The sequence below is a fragment of the Shimazuella sp. NTD247 genome (assembly GCF_059510415.1).
Window position 1 is genome coordinate 50,628 of sequence record NZ_JCAJZU010000009.1, and the last position, 16,964, is coordinate 67,591.

The 16,964-nt window shown below is 36.5% G+C and carries 21 protein-coding genes; 9 read left to right on the plus strand and 12 right to left on the minus strand.

What is annotated here, in order from left to right:
• Positions 1 to 45: 45 nt before the first annotated feature.
• Positions 46 to 1,245, minus strand: coding sequence for an NAD(P)/FAD-dependent oxidoreductase (locus AC5WOC_RS19250; protein WP_496057037.1), 1,200 nt, complete (start codon positions 1,243 to 1,245; stop codon positions 46 to 48).
• A 247-nt stretch (positions 1,246 to 1,492) separates the two neighbouring features.
• Here AC5WOC_RS19250 and AC5WOC_RS19255 point away from each other — a divergent pair, with 247 nt between their 5' ends.
• Positions 1,493 to 1,747 carry a hypothetical protein gene (locus AC5WOC_RS19255; RefSeq protein ID WP_496057038.1) on the plus strand — a complete coding sequence of 85 codons (255 nt, stop codon included), beginning with the start codon at positions 1,493 to 1,495 and terminating at the stop codon, positions 1,745 to 1,747.
• A gap of 32 nt (positions 1,748 to 1,779) precedes the next feature.
• Here the strand turns inward: AC5WOC_RS19255 and AC5WOC_RS19260 are convergent, their stop codons facing one another.
• Together AC5WOC_RS19260 and AC5WOC_RS19265 are read right to left on the minus strand one after the other, a co-directional pair.
• On the minus strand, positions 1,780 to 2,139 hold the full coding sequence (locus AC5WOC_RS19260) for a HesB/IscA family protein (RefSeq protein ID WP_496057039.1): 360 nt from the start codon (positions 2,137 to 2,139) through the stop codon (positions 1,780 to 1,782).
• Positions 2,140 to 2,187: 48 nt separating this feature from the next.
• Complete coding sequence (locus AC5WOC_RS19265; RefSeq protein ID WP_496057040.1) at positions 2,188 to 2,427, minus strand: Spo0E family sporulation regulatory protein-aspartic acid phosphatase; 240 nt, start codon at positions 2,425 to 2,427, stop codon at positions 2,188 to 2,190.
• Positions 2,428 to 2,790: 363 nt separating this feature from the next.
• Here AC5WOC_RS19265 and AC5WOC_RS19270 point away from each other — a divergent pair, with 363 nt between their 5' ends.
• The 4 genes from AC5WOC_RS19270 (at position 2,791) to AC5WOC_RS19285 (ending at position 6,606) form a co-directional block, all read left to right on the plus strand.
• The gene (locus AC5WOC_RS19270; RefSeq protein ID WP_496057041.1) at positions 2,791 to 3,471 is read left to right on the plus strand and encodes a futalosine hydrolase; all 681 of its coding nucleotides are present in this window, start codon (positions 2,791 to 2,793) and stop codon (positions 3,469 to 3,471) included.
• Between the two features lie 2 nt (positions 3,472 to 3,473).
• Positions 3,474 to 4,301 (plus strand): 1,4-dihydroxy-6-naphtoate synthase, encoded by an 828-nt coding sequence (locus tag AC5WOC_RS19275; RefSeq protein WP_496057042.1) that lies wholly within the window; start codon positions 3,474 to 3,476, stop codon positions 4,299 to 4,301.
• Positions 4,302 to 4,326: 25 nt separating this feature from the next.
• Positions 4,327 to 5,400, plus strand: a complete 1,074-nt coding sequence (mqnE, locus tag AC5WOC_RS19280) for an aminofutalosine synthase MqnE (protein WP_496057043.1) — start codon at positions 4,327 to 4,329, stop codon at positions 5,398 to 5,400.
• 216 nt (positions 5,401 to 5,616) lie between these two features.
• Positions 5,617 to 6,606 carry a ketoacyl-ACP synthase III gene (locus tag AC5WOC_RS19285; protein WP_496057044.1) on the plus strand — a complete coding sequence of 330 codons (990 nt, stop codon included), beginning with the start codon at positions 5,617 to 5,619 and terminating at the stop codon, positions 6,604 to 6,606.
• Between the two features lie 157 nt (positions 6,607 to 6,763).
• On the opposite strand, the gene AC5WOC_RS19290 is transcribed toward AC5WOC_RS19285, so the two are convergent.
• Genes AC5WOC_RS19290 through AC5WOC_RS19305 form a run of 4 tightly spaced genes read right to left on the minus strand, consistent with a single transcriptional unit; the run spans position 6,764 to position 9,386 of the window.
• Positions 6,764 to 7,003 (minus strand): YuzB family protein, encoded by a 240-nt coding sequence (locus AC5WOC_RS19290; RefSeq protein ID WP_496057045.1) that lies wholly within the window; start codon positions 7,001 to 7,003, stop codon positions 6,764 to 6,766.
• Between the two features lie 2 nt (positions 7,004 to 7,005).
• On the minus strand, positions 7,006 to 7,317 hold the full coding sequence (locus AC5WOC_RS19295) for a DUF1462 family protein (RefSeq protein WP_496057046.1): 312 nt from the start codon (positions 7,315 to 7,317) through the stop codon (positions 7,006 to 7,008).
• 15 nt (positions 7,318 to 7,332) lie between these two features.
• Positions 7,333 to 8,463: a bifunctional cystathionine gamma-lyase/homocysteine desulfhydrase gene (locus AC5WOC_RS19300; RefSeq protein WP_496057047.1), complete on the minus strand. Its 1,131-nt coding sequence runs from the start codon at positions 8,461 to 8,463 to the stop codon at positions 7,333 to 7,335.
• 2 nt (positions 8,464 to 8,465) lie between these two features.
• Positions 8,466 to 9,386 carry a PLP-dependent cysteine synthase family protein gene (locus tag AC5WOC_RS19305; protein ID WP_496057048.1) on the minus strand — a complete coding sequence of 307 codons (921 nt, stop codon included), beginning with the start codon at positions 9,384 to 9,386 and terminating at the stop codon, positions 8,466 to 8,468.
• A 142-nt stretch (positions 9,387 to 9,528) separates the two neighbouring features.
• On the opposite strand from AC5WOC_RS19305, the gene AC5WOC_RS19310 reads away from it, so the two are divergent.
• Positions 9,529 to 9,750 carry a NifU family protein gene (locus tag AC5WOC_RS19310; protein ID WP_160802915.1) on the plus strand — a complete coding sequence of 74 codons (222 nt, stop codon included), beginning with the start codon at positions 9,529 to 9,531 and terminating at the stop codon, positions 9,748 to 9,750.
• Positions 9,751 to 9,766: 16 nt separating this feature from the next.
• Here the strand turns inward: AC5WOC_RS19310 and AC5WOC_RS19315 are convergent, their stop codons facing one another.
• The 3 genes from AC5WOC_RS19315 to AC5WOC_RS19325 form a co-directional block, all read right to left on the minus strand.
• Complete coding sequence (locus AC5WOC_RS19315) at positions 9,767 to 11,422, minus strand: peptide ABC transporter substrate-binding protein (RefSeq protein ID WP_496057049.1); 1,656 nt, start codon at positions 11,420 to 11,422, stop codon at positions 9,767 to 9,769.
• Between the two features lie 83 nt (positions 11,423 to 11,505).
• Entirely contained in the window at positions 11,506 to 11,841 is a 336-nt protein-coding gene (locus AC5WOC_RS19320) for a PqqD family protein (RefSeq protein ID WP_496057050.1), read from the minus strand.
• Positions 11,834 to 13,708, minus strand: coding sequence for an OPT family oligopeptide transporter (locus AC5WOC_RS19325; protein WP_496057051.1), 1,875 nt, complete (start codon positions 13,706 to 13,708; stop codon positions 11,834 to 11,836). The genes AC5WOC_RS19320 and AC5WOC_RS19325 overlap by 8 nt, the downstream gene beginning before the upstream one ends.
• 132 nt (positions 13,709 to 13,840) lie before the next feature.
• Between AC5WOC_RS19325 and AC5WOC_RS19330 the strand changes: the two genes are divergently transcribed.
• Positions 13,841 to 14,335: a phosphatidylglycerophosphatase A family protein gene (locus AC5WOC_RS19330; protein WP_496057052.1), complete on the plus strand. Its 495-nt coding sequence runs from the start codon at positions 13,841 to 13,843 to the stop codon at positions 14,333 to 14,335.
• Positions 14,336 to 14,371: 36 nt separating this feature from the next.
• On the opposite strand, the gene AC5WOC_RS19335 is transcribed toward AC5WOC_RS19330, so the two are convergent.
• The gene (locus AC5WOC_RS19335) at positions 14,372 to 15,334 is read right to left on the minus strand and encodes an MBL fold metallo-hydrolase (protein ID WP_496057053.1); all 963 of its coding nucleotides are present in this window, start codon (positions 15,332 to 15,334) and stop codon (positions 14,372 to 14,374) included.
• Entirely contained in the window at positions 15,324 to 15,764 is a 441-nt protein-coding gene (locus AC5WOC_RS19340; RefSeq protein WP_496057054.1) for a DUF86 domain-containing protein, read from the minus strand. Before AC5WOC_RS19340 ends, AC5WOC_RS19335 begins: the two co-directional genes overlap by 11 nt.
• Before the next feature lie 33 nt (positions 15,765 to 15,797).
• Between AC5WOC_RS19340 and AC5WOC_RS19345 the strand changes: the two genes are divergently transcribed.
• Both AC5WOC_RS19345 and AC5WOC_RS19350 read left to right on the plus strand, forming a co-directional pair.
• Entirely contained in the window at positions 15,798 to 16,652 is an 855-nt protein-coding gene (locus AC5WOC_RS19345) for a DUF4349 domain-containing protein (protein ID WP_496057055.1), read from the plus strand.
• 64 nt (positions 16,653 to 16,716) lie between these two features.
• Positions 16,717 to 16,953: a hypothetical protein gene (locus AC5WOC_RS19350; RefSeq protein ID WP_496057056.1), complete on the plus strand. Its 237-nt coding sequence runs from the start codon at positions 16,717 to 16,719 to the stop codon at positions 16,951 to 16,953.
• The last annotated feature ends 11 nt before the right edge of the window (positions 16,954 to 16,964 follow it).

The window sequence follows — 16,964 nt, forward strand, 5'->3', positions numbered from 1 at the left end:
AGGATTGCTCTTTTTCTTAAAAAACGAACAAAGTATGACAACTCACTAGAACTTACCTTTTCGCAAAACAAGCGAAATACCACCGAGTAAATATAACCAACGCAATTCAACGATTTTTTTCATAAATGAGGCTTTAAATCCCATTAATTTGTTATTTTTACCTAAAACTCCTATTGCTTCCTTTTGTCCAAGGGAGGCGAATGTACCTTTTGCGTGGTAAACAAAATTTTCCTCTATCTTTTCATTTCTAATAAGTGCCGGCAAATTCTTTCCTAAAAATTGCCCTTGTTGTGTCGCTATTTGAGCCGTTGGTGGATATGGTCTTTCATTTTCTCCTGGGAACACAAGGGAACTATCTCCAATAATAAAGATATCCTCATGACCTGGAGCATGTAATTGACCATCAACTTTTACACGTCCCCGCATAGTCTCAATTCCTGCGTCTTCTACAACTTTGTTGCCTCTTACTCCACCAGTCCATACAACAGTTGAAGACTTGATTTCTTCCCCGCCTTTTAAAATTACTCCCTCAGGAGTACATTCTGCAATTGGCGTATTGATGTGGAATTCCACACCTTTGTTTTTCAAATAATCCGTCGCATAATTAACGAGATCTGCATCAAAACCAGGGAGAACGCTAGGAGCAGCTTCTACATTGACAATGCGAACTTTCTCAAGTGGTATATCGTATTCTCTGCACAGTTCTGGCATACGATCTACTAGTTCACCTACATACTCAATTCCGGTAAATCCTGCACCACCAACAACAATGGTTATAAGTTCATCTTTTTTCTCTTCTGCATATCGGGAAAACATATATTCCATATGTTCACGTATCATACGGACACTGTCTATACTTCTAATAAAGAAAGCATTTTCTAGCAGACCTTTGATACCAAATGTTTCTGGTGCACTTCCTAATCCAATAACAAGATAATCGTATGATAATGGCTCTTTCTTTTCTTTTAATTGTACTTCTTTTGCGGTTGTATTAATGGATACTACTTGATCTTGAATAAAGTTAACACGATGCGGATGAATGACAGACGAAATAGCTAATCTAGCGTTATCATGATGCGATGTCCCTGCAGCTGGTTCATGTAACTTCGTTGTAATGTAATGGTAAGAATTTTGATTTACCAATGTAACTTCGGCTTCTCCTGGGCGGAGATGCTTTTGAAGACCTTTTGCAGTCATAAGTCCACCGTAGCCGGCGCCTAAAATAAGTATTTTAGGTACTTTCACTTTTCATCACTTCCATATTATATTTTCTGTTTCTATGACCTTACAGTCACTATGTGTGAGAGATCACAATCTTAACGGAAGCAACCCCTTAGGTTATCCCAAAACACTAACAATATTATGATATGTATTTCACGAACTTTTTACAAGAGATTTCTGGTTTTCAATACTTATTCTATAACTTTCTATGCTCAATCATGCATGAATCCCATCGAATATTCCCATCCTAAGAAAAAACAGGATGATCACTATGAATCAGAAAACATATGCATGTCCGTTATGCAATGGTTTTGTTGTCATTAACCGTTCATGTCCAATATGCAACCAAAAAATGGTAGACTATGGACCTGTATCTTTTTTATTTGGAAGTTACAGTCCTTATCGATCAATGGATGATTTGAAACAAAGCGATGGTTTTCTTAATAGCCAAACACACCAATGTGCACATGAAATATATTGCCCGAATTGTGGTTATGATCTTGTTGCCATGATAAATGAAAAATAAAACATCCCTCTAAATGAGAGGGATGGAAAAGATTAACAATCTTTGTCTGGTTTACCTTCATCGCTAGCAGTTCGAAAGGAAGAGCCGCATCCACATGTAAGAGAAGCATTTGGGTTATCGATTTGAAATCCACCACCCATTAATGACTCTTTGTAATCGACTACTGTTCCTTTCATCAGACGTTGACTTTCATCATCTATGAGTACTCGAACCCCATGCTGTTCAAGTTCTAAATCATTTGAAGTTTTGTCCTCATCAAAACCCATGAGGTAAGAGAATCCACTGCATCCACCATGTTGAACTCCAACACGTAAGTATTGTTTTCCTGGATTCTCAGTCTCTTGAAGCATTTCTCTAACTTTAAATGCTGCTTGTTCGGTTAAGGTTATCATCTTCGATCACTCCAGTTGTGACTGTTGATACCCTAGTTTACCATACTTTTATACAACAGTACGGTATTTTTCATCCAAGGACTCTCTTATTTGATGTTTTGGGCGAGTACGCACATATACTCGATCTTCTTTTGATTTCTGCCAATTTCTTTGCCATTCATTATGAAGATTATCCAGTTCGACGCTTAACTCATACACGGCAGGATGACCAATCCCTAATAGCAGTGCAGATTCAACCATCTTTACACGCAATTTTTCGATGCGCTCCTCTAGATCCCACGCTCCCATCTTTTAGCCCTCCTTCATAACTTTATCTGCTACCAATTTTTAGTATACATGTTAACACGAATTTTGTAAGCTATTTTTTTACATTTTTTTCATCTTTGTTTTTTTTTGTATTATTGTATCGAGTAAATCCTTGACAAATATCTACAACTTACAATTTTACCCATTTACAATTACATATTTGGGGATAGGTACGATTATAACTTTGTGATAAAATGAACGCAGTCAATGATCTATGCAAGATAAGCTAAAGCAAATTCTGAACGATGTGGTTTGCTTTTTTCATTTATTTCGCAACTAGAAAATTATTTCTTTCTAATAATGTAGAATAAGAAAGGAATGTATAAAAAAATTGAGGACTCAACTATGATAAGTGATCATTTATCCGTTTTAGTTGTCACTTCTGTTTCAGCTGAAAAAAATGCTTTCCTGCAAGGATTTGGTGAATCCTCTAATGTGGATATTGAAGTGATTGGTGTAGGTCCCATTTCTGCCGCAATGGAAACAACCAAACACATGTGTAAAAAAAATTATGATTTTGTTTTATGTGTAGGAATAGCCGGTGGATTTGAGAAGCATACATCCATTGGTACATTGGTATTATCAAATCATGTTGTTTCAGCTGACTTAGGTGCTCAATCAACAGAAAGATTTTTGTCGTTAGAAGAATTACAACTAGGTGCTTCTTGTCTTACTACTACTTCTAGTATTGCAGAAAAAATTAAATCAGCCGTGCAGCAGCAAATAACAAATTCAATAAAAGGCACTATTTTAACGCTATCTACTGTCACTGGCACAAAAGAAACAACAATAGAATTAACATCTCGATTTCCTGAAGCACTGGCAGAGGCAATGGAAGGATTTGGTGTAGCGACGGTAGCAAATTCTTTTTCGGTTCCATTTTTAGAAATAAGAGCAATTTCCAATCTCGTGGGTCCAAGAGATAAATCAAAATGGAATCTACCAATTGCATTTGAAAAGCTTCAAACAGTTGGTAAGATTATAAGAAGCGTTCTTGCTGCAAATTCAAAAGAAAGAAGCAGATAAATATGGACATCGTTTTCTCGCCATGCCCAAATGATACCTTTATTTTTCACGCCTGGGTTAATGGCCTAATTCCAAATGCTCCAGATTTAAATGTTACGTATGCAGACATCGATATTACTAATTCATTAGCTGAACAGCCTGATGGTCCAGATATTATGAAAATATCCTATGCATCTTTACCATGGGTACATAAAAGTTATGGTTTGCTTCCATGTGGCGGTGCCTTAGGACGAGGTTGCGGTCCTTTAATTCTGACTAAAAATGAATCAATATCGTTAAAAGGCAAAACAATTGCTGTCCCAAGTGAACGATCTACTGCTTATTTGCTCTTTCGACTATGGATTGCCAAACATGTTTCAGAAGGAGTGAAAGAAATAATCGTTCTCCCCTTCCATGAAATTATGCCAGCGATACGTGATGGAAAAATTGACGCTGGTTTGGTAATTCACGAAGCTCGTTTTACTTATCCATCCTATGGATTACACTGCTTAGTTGATCTAGGAGAATGGTGGGAGAATGATACTTCATATCCAATACCGCTTGGTGCTATCATCGCTAAAAAAACATTAGATTTAACCAATATAACGGATTGGATTCGACGTTCATTAGACTACGCTTGGAACAACCCCATGGCATCAAAATCATATGTTATGGAGCATGCACAAGAATTAAATTGGAACGTAGCACAAGAACATATTGATCTTTATGTCAATTCATTTTCCAGAGACCTAGGAAATGAAGGATATGAAGCAATTCATGTTTTGCTAGAAAAAGCAATGGAAGAAAAACTTATACCAAATGTAAATTTTACATCCCTTCTGTTAAAGTAGACAAATAGAGAGAGGAGTACAAAATATGCTTCAAGAAATTACAGAAAAGGTAAGATCAGGAGAAAGATTAACACTTGAAGATGGATTAAAACTTTACGAGTCGCCAGATATACTTTCTATCGCTCAACTTGCAAATGAAGCAAACCTCAAAAAGAATGGAAACAAAGTGTATTTTATTGAGAATCTTTACATCAATCCAACTAACGTGTGTGAAGCAAAATGCTCATTCTGTGGTTTTCGACGTGATCCTGATGAGGATGGCGCTTATACTATGTCCACTGATGAATTATTACACTATGTTGAAACTCGCATTACGAAAGGTACACGTGAGTTCCATATTGTTGGAGGACACAATCATAAGGTTCCATTTGACTACTATTTAGATACCATTTCAGTCCTAAAAAAACATTATCCAGACATCACGATAAAAGCTTACACAGGCGCTGAGATTCAATTTTTTGCGAAAATAACTGGCAGATCTCCAGAAACCATTCTTCGCGAATTGATCGATTCCGGTTTAGATACCCTTCCAGGCGGAGGAGCAGAGATACTTACAGAACGTTACCGCGCAAAAATGAGCCCGGATAAAGCGAGTACAGATGGCTGGTTAGAAGCTCATCGGATTGCCCATTCACTTGGTCTGAAAACACATGCAACAATGCTGTATGGTTCTATCGAATCATTAGAAGAACGTTTAACACATATGATACGTGTACGAGAATTGCAAGACGAAACAAATGGGTTCATGGTCTTTATTCCATTAGCTATGCAACCCAGGAAGACATCGGCTTCGCTGAAACGACGCACTTCGGCAATGGATGATATGCGAACCATCGCAATTAGTCGTTTAATGTTAGATAATTTCCCTCATATCAAAGCATATTGGATCAATATTGGACCACAACTAACTCAGCTCGCCACTCATTTTGGAGCCTCTGATATACATGGCACATTAGTAGAAGAACGTATAAGCCATGCGGTTGGTGCTCTAACACAATCTGGTATTACACGTGATGAACTGAAATGGTTGATTCAAGGAGCTGACCGGATTCCTGTTGAACGAGATACATTCTACAACGAAATAAAAGTATACGCTTAGTCTGCTTTTACAACACGCCATGATGAAAAACCCACTTATTTATTGAACTGCACCCCATTTGAGTTCAGATCAATAATTAGTGGTTTTTTTCATTTGGACTCGTTTTATATACACTTTGTATAAAGAAAGTTGCAGAATACATATTAAAAATGATAGAGTAACTTAGTACCTAGTACTAATATCAGGTCTTAATAATAATCGAAACGGGGACATAAAATGGCGAAATCAAAAGCTCGAATAACAGCAATTGGCACCTACGTTCCTGAACAGATTTTAACGAATCAGGATTTAGAAAAAATGGTTGAAACAAGTGACGAATGGATTACACAGCGGACAGGAATCAAAGAACGAAGAATTGCAGGAGAAACGGAATATTCTTCTGTACTAGCATTTAAAGCGATAGAAAATCTTATACAGAGATATAAAAAGAGTTTGGACGATGTTGATTGTATCATTGTCGCAACTTCAACCCCGGATCATATTTTTCCTAGTGTAGCATGTCAAATTCAGAACCATTTTTGCATTCCTTTTACTGGCGCATTTGATTTAAATGCAACATGTGCAGGATTTACTTATGCTCTGCACATGGCCAACAGTCTTATTACTTCTGAAGCACACAAAAAAATTCTAGTAGTGGCAACAGAAACATTATCCAAAGTGACAGATTACACGGATAGGACAACTTGTATATTATTTGGTGATGGTGCTGGTGCATTGTTGATTGAATACGATCCAGAAAACCCTAGTTTTATCGAACAATATATGGGGACAAATGGACAAGGAGGAGTTCATTTGTATCGAACAAATCTTTCTGACTCTATCGGCAATAATTCATTAAATCGTTCAGGGAAAATAATTCAGAATGGAAGAGAAGTATATAAATGGGCTGTGCGTACTGTTCCACAAGGAATTGAAAGACTACTTGATAAAACAGGGTATGCAAAAGAAGATATCAATTGGTTTGTTCCTCACAGTGCCAATTTAAGAATGATTGAAGCCATCTGTGAAAAATCAGGCATTTCCATAAATCAAACATTAACAAGTGTAATACAATATGGGAATACATCTGCCGCATCTATTCCATTAGCTTTAGATTTAGGCATTAAAGCAGAAAAAGTTCAAACTGGAGATACACTTATGCTCTATGGTTTTGGTGGTGGATTGACACACTTAGGAATTATATTCCAGTGGAATATTGAATCATAATCTCCTAAAACTATTTACCAATAATCCCCTATTAAAAGAATTAGCTTATGAATATTATTATCCAAGGGCACTACTTCTTTAGGTTGATTTGTCCCTTTTTGTTTGTTTATAAATGCATACACAAATAAGCCTTGATTAATAAAATCAAGGCTTATTATCAAAAACGGAATTCCATCTCTTCACATGCTTGTAGTATCTTTTTATATAACTCATCGGCTGTATCAGCTGAGATCAATTCTCCATTGACTAACGCATAAGGTGACTTCGCACATATTCCACAATTGCCAAGACATCCATACTCCAAAACATCAAAATCCATGTTGCTTTCGAGCTTTGCTTTTATCTCAAGTACATCCGAAGTTAAATTATTGACACAAAACTCAATAAGTGGCCTCATGATCAATCACTTTTCCCTAACCCTAATTTCTCCAATTTATCATAAATTGTTTTTAATTTCGGATTGCCTTCTGCAATTACCTCATTTTGAATTACAACCACAGGATACCATAAATCTTCTTCTAATACTCTTCTAGCAAAAATTTGTTGCTCACTGTCCTTAGGTTGATGTATATCAACATAATGAACTATAACTTGATCGCCATATTTCCGTTCAATAGCGTGGCGAAGCCAAGAAGCAGTCTCCTTCGAAGATGGAAATGATACACAGCTAGGGCAAATTTGCTCTGCCCCATATACATACAAATCTATCATGGTTGTCAACTCTCTTTATGCAAAGATAGCTTGATCCAAATCATTGATTAGATCTTCTACGTCTTCTATACCTACAGAAATTCGAATTAGTCCATCTGTAATACCGAGTTTTGCTCTTGTTTCTGGAGGAATAGATGCATGAGTCATTTTCGCTGGAATGGAAATCAGACTCTCTACAGCACCTAAGCTTTCAGCTAAGGTGAAATATTTCACTCTCGTTAGCGCCCGAGCTGCCTTTTCACCATCTCCTACATCAAATGATATCATACCACCAAATCCACGTGCTTGGTTTTTCGCTATGTTGTGGTTTGGATGAGTAGTTAAGCCGGGGTAGTAAACTTTTTCAGCTTTCGTGGATAACCACTCAGCAATTTTATTTGCTGCAAACTCATGCTGTTTCATTCGCAGCCCTAATGTTTTCATTCCTCTCATCAAAAGCCAAGAATCTTGAGGCCCTAAAACACCGCCAATCGCATTTTGATAAAAATGAAGCTTTTCTCCCAACTCGGCTTCTTTTGTAACGACTAGACCAGCAATGACATCGCTATGTCCACCTAAATATTTTGTTGCACTGTGAACAACAATATCAGCTCCAAGATCAAGCGGATTTTGCCAGTACGGGGTATAAAACGTATTATCGACAATAAAAATTGCTTGTTTCGACTTTGCTATCTTACTCAATTCCGCAATATCAGATACTTTTAAGAGCGGATTAGTCGGAGTTTCGACAAAAAGAGCTTTTGTGTTGGCTTGAAAAGCATTTTCTACTTCCGAGAGATCACTTGTATTTACATAAGATACTTCTAAACCAAAACGAGTAAACACTTTATCCATAATGCGGAATGTGCCCCCATATACATCATCACTGCAAATGATGTGATCTCCTTGTTGAAATAATGAAAGTACTGTTCCTGTTGCTGACATACCAGAGGAAAATGCAAGTCCTCTCGCTCCGTTTTCCAGAGCTGCAATATAGTCTTCTAGAGCTTGACGGGTAGGATTGCCTGTTCGAGAATATTCATAACCCCGATGTTTTCCCACTTCATCTTGTTTATATGTCGATACTTGATAGATCGGAATACTTACTGCACCAGTTTCATCATCCATTAAATGGCTGCCATGGATTAATTTTGTATCTATTTTCATTCTCATTCTCCTCCTTGGAAGATCTTTTTACTGAGATAACGATCGCTTCCATCTGCAAATAGTACCACAATATTAGCATCTTTTGCTGCAAGTTTTTCTTCCTGAACAGCAGCATAGCATGCAGCTCCAGCAGAGCTGCCAACAAGCAATCCTTCTTGTTCTGCTAGTTTATTCACCATGCCAAAGGAGTTTACATCATCAACAGTATACACTTTATCCACTAAAGACTGATCAAAAAAAGGTGGGAAAAATTCCATTCCTATGCCTTCGGTTTTATGTGGGCCTGATTTCCCGCCACCAATAATCGAACCTTGTGGTTCCACAATAACACAACGGATATTTGGATTTTTTTCCTTCAAATATCGAGCCACTCCCATGTATGTACCAGATGATCCAGCACCAGCGATAAAAACGTCTACTTCCCCATTTGTTTGCTGCCAGATTTCCGGACCTGTTGTCTCATAATGAGCAAAGGGGTTTGCAGGATTATCAAACTGTTGGGGGATATAACTTGCAGGGATCTCTTCAGCTAATTCTTTTGCTTTCGTAATCGCTCCCTTAATTCCTTTTTCGGTTGGTGTGTTAATCACTTTTGCGCCTAGAGCACGCATTATCTCTTGCTTTTCCATTGAAAATTTTGATGGAACAACACATATTACTTGATAATCCATGCCAATTGCAGCTAATGCAAGCCCTATCCCAGTGTTTCCAGCAGTTGGTTCGATAATCGTTCCTCCTGGTTTTAACTTTCCCAAACGCTTCCCTTCTTTAATCAACGCAACTCCTAATCTATCCTTTACACTCCCACCAGGGTTAAAAAACTCCAGCTTTGCAAGTATATTGGCATCAGATGAGAAAGATTTTAACCTCATTATCGGTGTATTCCCGATTAAATCATGAATACCTTCATAAATTTTTCCCATTGTCCTTTACTCCCTTGAAATAGCCTAAAAACGTATTCTTTATTTTAACAGGAATTTGAATAAATTTGCCACATTGCTTTCTTTCAAAAGAAGGCATACAATAACAATGATGTATTTTTACACCGAAAGGAGATTCACTACGATGGAAGAAAAAGTACAAGAAATTTTAGATAAATTACGCCCTTATATCCAACGTGATGGTGGCGACGTGGAGTTAGTGGAAGTGGAGGAAGGCATTGTACGCGTTCGTCTGCTCGGAGCATGTGGCAGTTGCCCAAGTTCTACTATTACCCTAAAAGCGGGTATTGAACGTGCTTTGATGGAAGAAATACCTGAAGTTCGTGAAGTGGAACAAGTACTCTAAAGTAACAAGAGGCGGCCTATTTGGTCGCCTCTATTGCTTTTGGAGGGTTATAAGCTGCCCATTTAAGTGAATAGTCTGCTCCAAACGGGTGATAGTAAATATTTTTTACATATTCTTTTTGTAAACGTAAATCGTTCACATAAACCAATGGCATAACCACTGATTTTTCTACAACTAAATAGTGCTCAGCTTCTTGAAATAGCTTCTCTTTTTTTGTTGGATCAACTTCTAAATTAGCATGAGCCAACAGGGAATCGTAGTGGGCATCTTTAAATCCAGAGATGTTTAAATTATTATTTGATACCCAAAGTGATAGAAAATCAATAGGATTCGGATATTTTAAAGACCATTCAGCAATAGACAGATCGAATTCATTCTTATCCTCAATGTTTGTCTTTTGATTCACATCATATTCTCTTACTTCTACATCTAAGCCAATTAAGCTAAGGCTGTTCTTTATTTCATTCGCTAAAATTTTTGATTGACGATCATTATATGTTACGAGGGTAAGTTTTTCTAAATCAGATTGCTTTTTATTAATTTCTTTTAATCCTTCATTTAAAAGTACTCTAGCTTGTTCTATCTGATAAACAAATAAAGCTCTATCTTTATCTTCTTTTTTAATACGGGGTACAAGATTACTTGCAACAGATATTTCCTTTGGGAGCTTTTTTATAATTGAATTTAAATCCAAAGACAATTGTATGGATTTTCTTATTTTTTCATTTTTTAACAAATTGTTATTCTCATTCATCTCCAAAAAATCCGTTACTGCTTTAGGATTGTATTTAATTGATTTACTATCAATTGCCTTAATGTAGTCAGAATCTACTTTTATCATCCCAGTTAATTCTGATTTAAATAAAGCCATTTGCTTAACAGCATCAACATTTATATTTACAGCAACTTCTGGCAATTTTACATGCATCTGATCCCAATAACTACGATTTTTTATTAATACTGCTTTTTTGGGAGTAACTGTTTTTAAAACAAAAGGTCCTGTAAAACTCATTTTTTCTGGCGCAGATGCATATTCATCACCAAATTTATTTACCAAATCACTTCTTTGGGGTAAAAAAGGTGTCAGGGTTAATAAACTCAAAAAATTGGGATCAGGTTTATCTAATTGAATCGTAAGGTGCTTGTCATCTTGCGCAGTGACTCCGACTTGATCAAATCCAATTTCACCATTTGCAAATTTCTCAGCATTATGTATTGGGAAAAATAAAAATGCATATTCGTATTGATTTGCAGCAGATAATGCTCTCTCCCACGCGAATTTAAAATCATTTGCAGTGACGGTTTTCCCATCACTCCAAACTGCATTATTGCGAAGAGAAAAAGTATAAGTACGGTAATCGGAACTAACTTTATATGATTCGGCTAATCCTAAAACCGGCGTATTATTAGGCCCCAATCTCATTAGTCCTTCTTGAACTTGATTCAATAAATTGTATGTAATTTGTTCATTTGCTTTTGAACTATCTAGATTGGAGATAGGTGTAGATTCCGTTATTGTTAATACTTTCGGTGGAGTCAAATAGTGTTTTTCACAACATACCTTCTCTGCATTGTTTTCTTGGAAAAATGTTATATAAATATATCCAGTCGCTATACTTACCAAGACTGCAAGCGTTAAAAACAACCATCTTTTTTTAATATAAAAATGCAAAAAATGTGCCTCCTTTGTGAATTTAAATTTTACCAATTATTTTCATTATAGTCGAAACTACCTGACAAAAAAAGAGAGAGACCTTATGGTTCTCTCCATTCAATCCATCCATTTGCTTCCATAATCGACAAAAAGGTTAATAATCGTTCTCTAATGGGAGAAGCTTTTTGCCCAAACGATTGTGTGAGTCTCTGTTCTAAATCCCCTACACAATTACTTCCATTGCATAATTGAATGACAAAACTACCTAATGGATCCAATTGAATTTTATGATGATCCGGCTGCTTAAAAAAACGAACGGATAACTTCTCAAGCCAATTGGTTCTGGGAATACACACAAAGCAACAAGTATCGTTTGTTTGTTTTAGAATGATCTCATCTTTTACCATTGGTTTCATTTCTAATATATTTTTATTCATTTATTCTCTTCCTTACTACCCAAACAAAAAATAATGCCAGTGCAAGAAACAAACCAAACGGCAAGAATATACTTTCTACATAAACCGGTGCGTCTGGATTAATGAGTCCAGGTATAATTAAAATTGCAATAATAACACTTATTAATGCTTCACCTGCAATAAGCCCTGAAGCAAACAATGTACCTATTCGATCCCGTCTGGCTTTCTCTTCTTGATTTGCAAATAACTCACTTACAATACGTACAACTCCACCAATCATAATAGGTGCACTCACGGAGAGAGGCAGATAAAAGCCTACAGCAACCGTCAAAGAATTTAGTCCCAAAAATTCGATCGTAACTGCTAATGCAACGCCAATGAATATAAATTCCCATGGAAGATCATTTGACATAATACCTTGGGCAATGATTTTCATCAAGGCCGCTTTTGGGGCAGGTAAAGCATCAGAACCTAAACCATAACTTCGATCAAATAATATCAAAATAATCCCGATAAATAATCCGCTCGACAATACTCCAATCATCATAGCCACTTGTTGTTTCCATGGAGTTCCACCAACTAAATATCCTGTCTTTAAATCTTGTGAAATATCCCCTGCAACTCCAAGTGCCACACAAACAATTGCCACAACAATTAAAGAAGCTACCATTCCACTCTGTCCAGTCATACCCGATGCTTTAAAAAGCATCGTAACAACTAGTAGAGTTGCGATCGTCATACCAGAGACGGGCATTGATGTACTTCCAACAATTCCCACAATACGTGAAGCAACAGTAACAAATAAAAAACCGAATATTGCAATTGAAAAAGCACCAATGAGCCCTACATTTGTAAAAGGAGAAAAAGCGATAATCAATACCAAAAGCCCAATACCGATCAATGTAACTTTACTAGGAATATCTCGATCTGTTCTTTCAAAAGTATGCAAATTATCTTTGCTCTTTTTTTGCAAACCTGAAAAAGTATCTGCAATCGTCCGAAATAATAAAGGTAATGTTTTTAAAAGAGTAATCAAACCACCTGTAGCTACTGCTCCTGCACCTATATAACGAATATAATTGACATAAATATCGTGAGCCGTTAGTTTGCCTACTGGTGCAATTGCTGGGAAAATAGCTGCAGGATTACTGGAACCAAAAAAACCAATCAAGGGGACAAAAACAATAGAAGACAGCAAACCGCCTGCAATCATCTGCCCTGCAATCCTTGGACCGATAATATAACCAACACCAAGGAGTGCTGGCATCGTATCCATGCTCAATGTAGCAAACTTAAACTTTCCCAGACCAGTTTCAATAGAGGTTTTAAAAAAATGGAATCCATCTCCTACAAGTTTGAACAAACCACCAATTCCAAAACCAAGCCCGATCATTTTTGCTTGACTGCCGCCTTGTTCTCCAGACTTCAATACTTCTGCACAAGCCGTTCCTTCTGGATACGGTAAAATTTCATGTTCCCTAACGATTAACATTCTCCGTAAAGGAACCATCATAAAAACTCCTAGAAATCCCCCTACTAAAACAATAAAGGTTATTGTTATTTGATTCGGAGCTGCATGAATAAAAAAAAGTGCTGGCAGCGTAAAAATTGTTCCAGCTGCAAGTGCTTCACCAGCTGTAGTCATCGTCTGAACGATATTATTTTCCAAAATCGATTGTCTTCGAAACAATCCTCTTAAAATAGCCATTGATATTACTGCAGCTGGAATAGAAGCGCTTACAGTCAATCCTGTTTTTAACCCTAAATAAGCATTGGCAGCACCAAATACAATCGCTAATACAAACCCAATTATAATTGCAATGACAGTAAGTTCAGGTAAAGACTTATTCGCAGGAATATAAGGCACAAAATTCGGTTTTTTATTCATATCTTAGCTCCTCTCTATCTCTTTATCGTATAATAAATTCACTATTTAGAAAACCATCTTTTTCCATGATTTTGCAGGATATCATTATGTCTTCCGGCAAAAATAATAAAAAAGTTGGAAGGGGCATAATCAATGACACCACTAGAACAGACTGTTTATTTGTGGTTAGAAGAAAGAGGTGTACAAATAGAAGAAATAGCGGAGTTGACCTTTTTTTTGCAAATAGACTATATTCCTGATGTAACAATGGCAGAATGCATTGAAAACGTCCAAACTGTGCTTACCAAAAGAGAAGTGCAAAATGCTATCTTAACAGGTATTCAACTGGATATTTTAGCGGAAAAAGAAATTTTGCGAGAGCCGCTACTGCAAATGCTCCGTGCTGACGAAAGTTTATATGGGATTGACGAAGTGATTTCACTAGCTATTCTTAATGTATATGGAAGTATTGGTTTCACCAATTTTGGATATATCGACAGGCTGAAACCCGGTATTTTATGTCGCCTAAATAGCAAAAATGATGGGAAAATACATACCTATTTAGATGATTTGGTTGCCGCAGTCGCTGCAGCAGCAGCTTCTCGGCTTGCTCACACTCGTCATTTAGGAACAAATATGATTGAATAAAAAAGAAACACCCGTGGAATTCCACGGGTGTTTCTTTTACATGTGATAAATAAAAATACCATTTTTCTCGATTCGTTGAATAATCGCCTCGCATCGTAAAAATTCGAGATGAGCGATCGTCTCTGAAAATGCAAATCGCAAATTATGAGTATCTAGTTTGCGATGAAAAAATAACTTCTCACATACTTCATAAGCTGTCATTAGGTGATTCTCTCGCAGCATCGTAACCATATCTTGTAAACGGATATCGTGATGCCGTTTCAATTCACCTATCCTCTTACTGGCAGTGTGAAAAGGATATCCATGCCCAGGGTAAACAACATTTATATCAAAACTGCTCAACTTTTCCAATGTTGTAAAAAAAGTTGCTAATGGGTTCGGATCACTGTATGGCATAAAAGGAATATTAGGTGTTATTTTTGGCAAAAGTACATCTCCAGCAAATAATATCCCATTTTTCCCTTCGTATAAACTCAAGTGTCCATCGGAATGTCCAGGTGTTTCTACCAATTGGTAATCCATGTTTCCAACTGTGATCATTTGATCGGCTTCCAACCACTTAAATTCAATTGGGTGAGGTTCGATTACCTTTCGAAAACCTTCCATATGCCTGGTTATTGCTGGCAACTTTTCTTCTGGAAAACCATATTGAAAAAATAAATCAGCCATCAGGGAAGGTTCACCTTTTGTAGTATGCCAATATCGTTGGATCTGTTCATATTCTATTTTGGCAAGCCAAACAGGAGCATCAGTCCATTGCTGAAGTACACCAGCAAATCCATAGTGATCTGGATGATAATGAGTTAAAATAATTTTTTCTACTTGGCGCCAATGCCAATTCTGTCTTTGAAAAAATTCCATCCAAGCCATTTCAGTATCTTTCGTATGTAAACCAGTATCAATAATCGTTAATTTCCCTTCCCATTCAATCACATAAGAACTAATCTGTTTGAGAGAGAAAGGTAATGGGAGTGATACATGATGGATGTTAGGGAACATATACATTTCCAGCCGCTTTTTCTTTCTCTAGAAAAAGAATAACTTGTTTAATAAACAAGGAAAACACATTGAGTTTTCTCATATAAGGCTGCAACTGTTCTTCTTCATAAACTTCTTCATAATTTCTGACCAATTGTTCCCTCAATTTCACAAAACTTTTTAAATCATTTGCTAAAATGGTAGAAATCACTTTTTCATCCTCTAAAATATCTATTATGTCGGAGTATCCACCTGGATCTCTCATAATAAAACCATCAATGATGGTATTTCCAACATCAATCACACATTCTACTCCGATATGAAAAGCTCGCATAACAGCAAATTTTTCTACATTATTTCGAGTTGACTTCACATCCTTCACTACTTCTATACAAGTTTGTAAGTAATGAAGCTGGCTCTGAATTTTTTCAAGATTAATTTCGTACAACATGAAATACCTCCATCAGGAAAGGGGTCTAAAGTTTTGAGTAAAAAAAAGATTTGGTCTACCTTTGCAATTATTATTATCTTTGTCATGATTGGGAGCTATCTATTCGGTTCTTATCAGGATGAAAATGTAAATTCCTCCTATTCACCTAACATGCAGGCAAATTCAGAAAAGAGCAGTACAACAAACTCAATCCCTTCTTCGAACAGTCAAATAACGGAAAGATCACAGCAAATGGTTTACCAAGCAGATATCCAATTACAAGTGGATAAACTCGATTTCGCAAAAAAGAAATTAGATGAAATTACCAAGCAGTTTTCCGCTGCTTTAGTCAATAGTTCAGAAACAACAGATTACGATATGAAACAAATTCGTATCACTTACCATGTACCACAAAATAAATTCCAAATCTTTTTAGATCACATTAAAAAGATATCAGAAAATCCAGCTAGTGTACAAATATCAGGAGAAGATGTTGGAGAAGAATTAGTAGACCTGCAAGCGAGAATCAAAGCCAAAAAGGCGATGGAAACACGTTTACTTTCCATGATGAACAAAGCAAGTACAACTAGTGATTTGTTGGATATTGAAACAACACTGGGAAATGTACAAGAGCAGCTGGAACAACTTACAGCAAGACAACAATACTTACAATACCATGTTGCTTATTCTACAGTTACAGTTGAATTAAAAACATCTACTTTCCAGCTACCACAAACAAAAAATTCTTTTCTGCAAGCAGTCATTCGAAGCTTTATTAATTCCTGCTCCGATATGGGTATTGGCTTACAATTATTAGTTATTTACCTTGCCAAAGCTCTGCCTTACCTTATTTTGATTGGATTTATCGGCTTGGCAATCGTATTTATACGCAGAAAACGCAGATCATAGTTAGGTATAAATGCTCTCTTTTTGGTTACAGTATGATCGTAAACCACAAAGGGAGTGTTTTCTTATGCAGATTTCTTCGAAAGATCTTTCTTATCTTAGCGATGAAATGTCTTGGGAATTGATTGCATTTAAAAAATGTAATCATTTCGCGGGTGAAGTTCAAGATCCTCAAGTAAAAGCAGCAATCAATAAAATTGGCGCGATGCATCAACAACATTATCAAGAGCTTCTACAATGCTTACAATCCGCGAATGGAACAAATGCTCAGTCACAGATGCAATCAAATTCTTATATTCAATAAGGAGATCGATA

Coding starts and splice junctions, on each gene's coding strand:
- AC5WOC_RS19255 (WP_496057038.1), top strand. CDS start 1,493: ATGAATCAGAAAACATATGCATGTCCGTTATGCAATGGTTTTGTTGTC.
- AC5WOC_RS19260 (WP_496057039.1), bottom strand. CDS start 2,139: ATGATAACCTTAACCGAACAAGCAGCATTTAAAGTTAGAGAAATGCTT.
- AC5WOC_RS19265 (WP_496057040.1), bottom strand. CDS start 2,427: ATGGGAGCGTGGGATCTAGAGGAGCGCATCGAAAAATTGCGTGTAAAG.
- AC5WOC_RS19270 (WP_496057041.1), top strand. CDS start 2,791: ATGATAAGTGATCATTTATCCGTTTTAGTTGTCACTTCTGTTTCAGCT.
- AC5WOC_RS19275 (WP_496057042.1), top strand. CDS start 3,474: ATGGACATCGTTTTCTCGCCATGCCCAAATGATACCTTTATTTTTCAC.
- mqnE (WP_496057043.1), top strand. CDS start 4,327: ATGCTTCAAGAAATTACAGAAAAGGTAAGATCAGGAGAAAGATTAACA.
- AC5WOC_RS19285 (WP_496057044.1), top strand. CDS start 5,617: ATGGCGAAATCAAAAGCTCGAATAACAGCAATTGGCACCTACGTTCCT.
- AC5WOC_RS19290 (WP_496057045.1), bottom strand. CDS start 7,003: ATGAGGCCACTTATTGAGTTTTGTGTCAATAATTTAACTTCGGATGTA.
- AC5WOC_RS19295 (WP_496057046.1), bottom strand. CDS start 7,317: ATGATAGATTTGTATGTATATGGGGCAGAGCAAATTTGCCCTAGCTGT.
- AC5WOC_RS19300 (WP_496057047.1), bottom strand. CDS start 8,463: ATGAAAATAGATACAAAATTAATCCATGGCAGCCATTTAATGGATGAT.
- AC5WOC_RS19305 (WP_496057048.1), bottom strand. CDS start 9,386: ATGGGAAAAATTTATGAAGGTATTCATGATTTAATCGGGAATACACCG.
- AC5WOC_RS19310 (WP_160802915.1), top strand. CDS start 9,529: ATGGAAGAAAAAGTACAAGAAATTTTAGATAAATTACGCCCTTATATC.
- AC5WOC_RS19320 (WP_496057050.1), bottom strand. CDS start 11,841: ATGAATAAAAATATATTAGAAATGAAACCAATGGTAAAAGATGAGATC.
- AC5WOC_RS19325 (WP_496057051.1), bottom strand. CDS start 13,708: ATGAATAAAAAACCGAATTTTGTGCCTTATATTCCTGCGAATAAGTCT.
- AC5WOC_RS19330 (WP_496057052.1), top strand. CDS start 13,841: ATGACACCACTAGAACAGACTGTTTATTTGTGGTTAGAAGAAAGAGGT.
- AC5WOC_RS19335 (WP_496057053.1), bottom strand. CDS start 15,334: ATGTTCCCTAACATCCATCATGTATCACTCCCATTACCTTTCTCTCTC.
- AC5WOC_RS19340 (WP_496057054.1), bottom strand. CDS start 15,764: ATGTTGTACGAAATTAATCTTGAAAAAATTCAGAGCCAGCTTCATTAC.
- AC5WOC_RS19350 (WP_496057056.1), top strand. CDS start 16,717: ATGCAGATTTCTTCGAAAGATCTTTCTTATCTTAGCGATGAAATGTCT.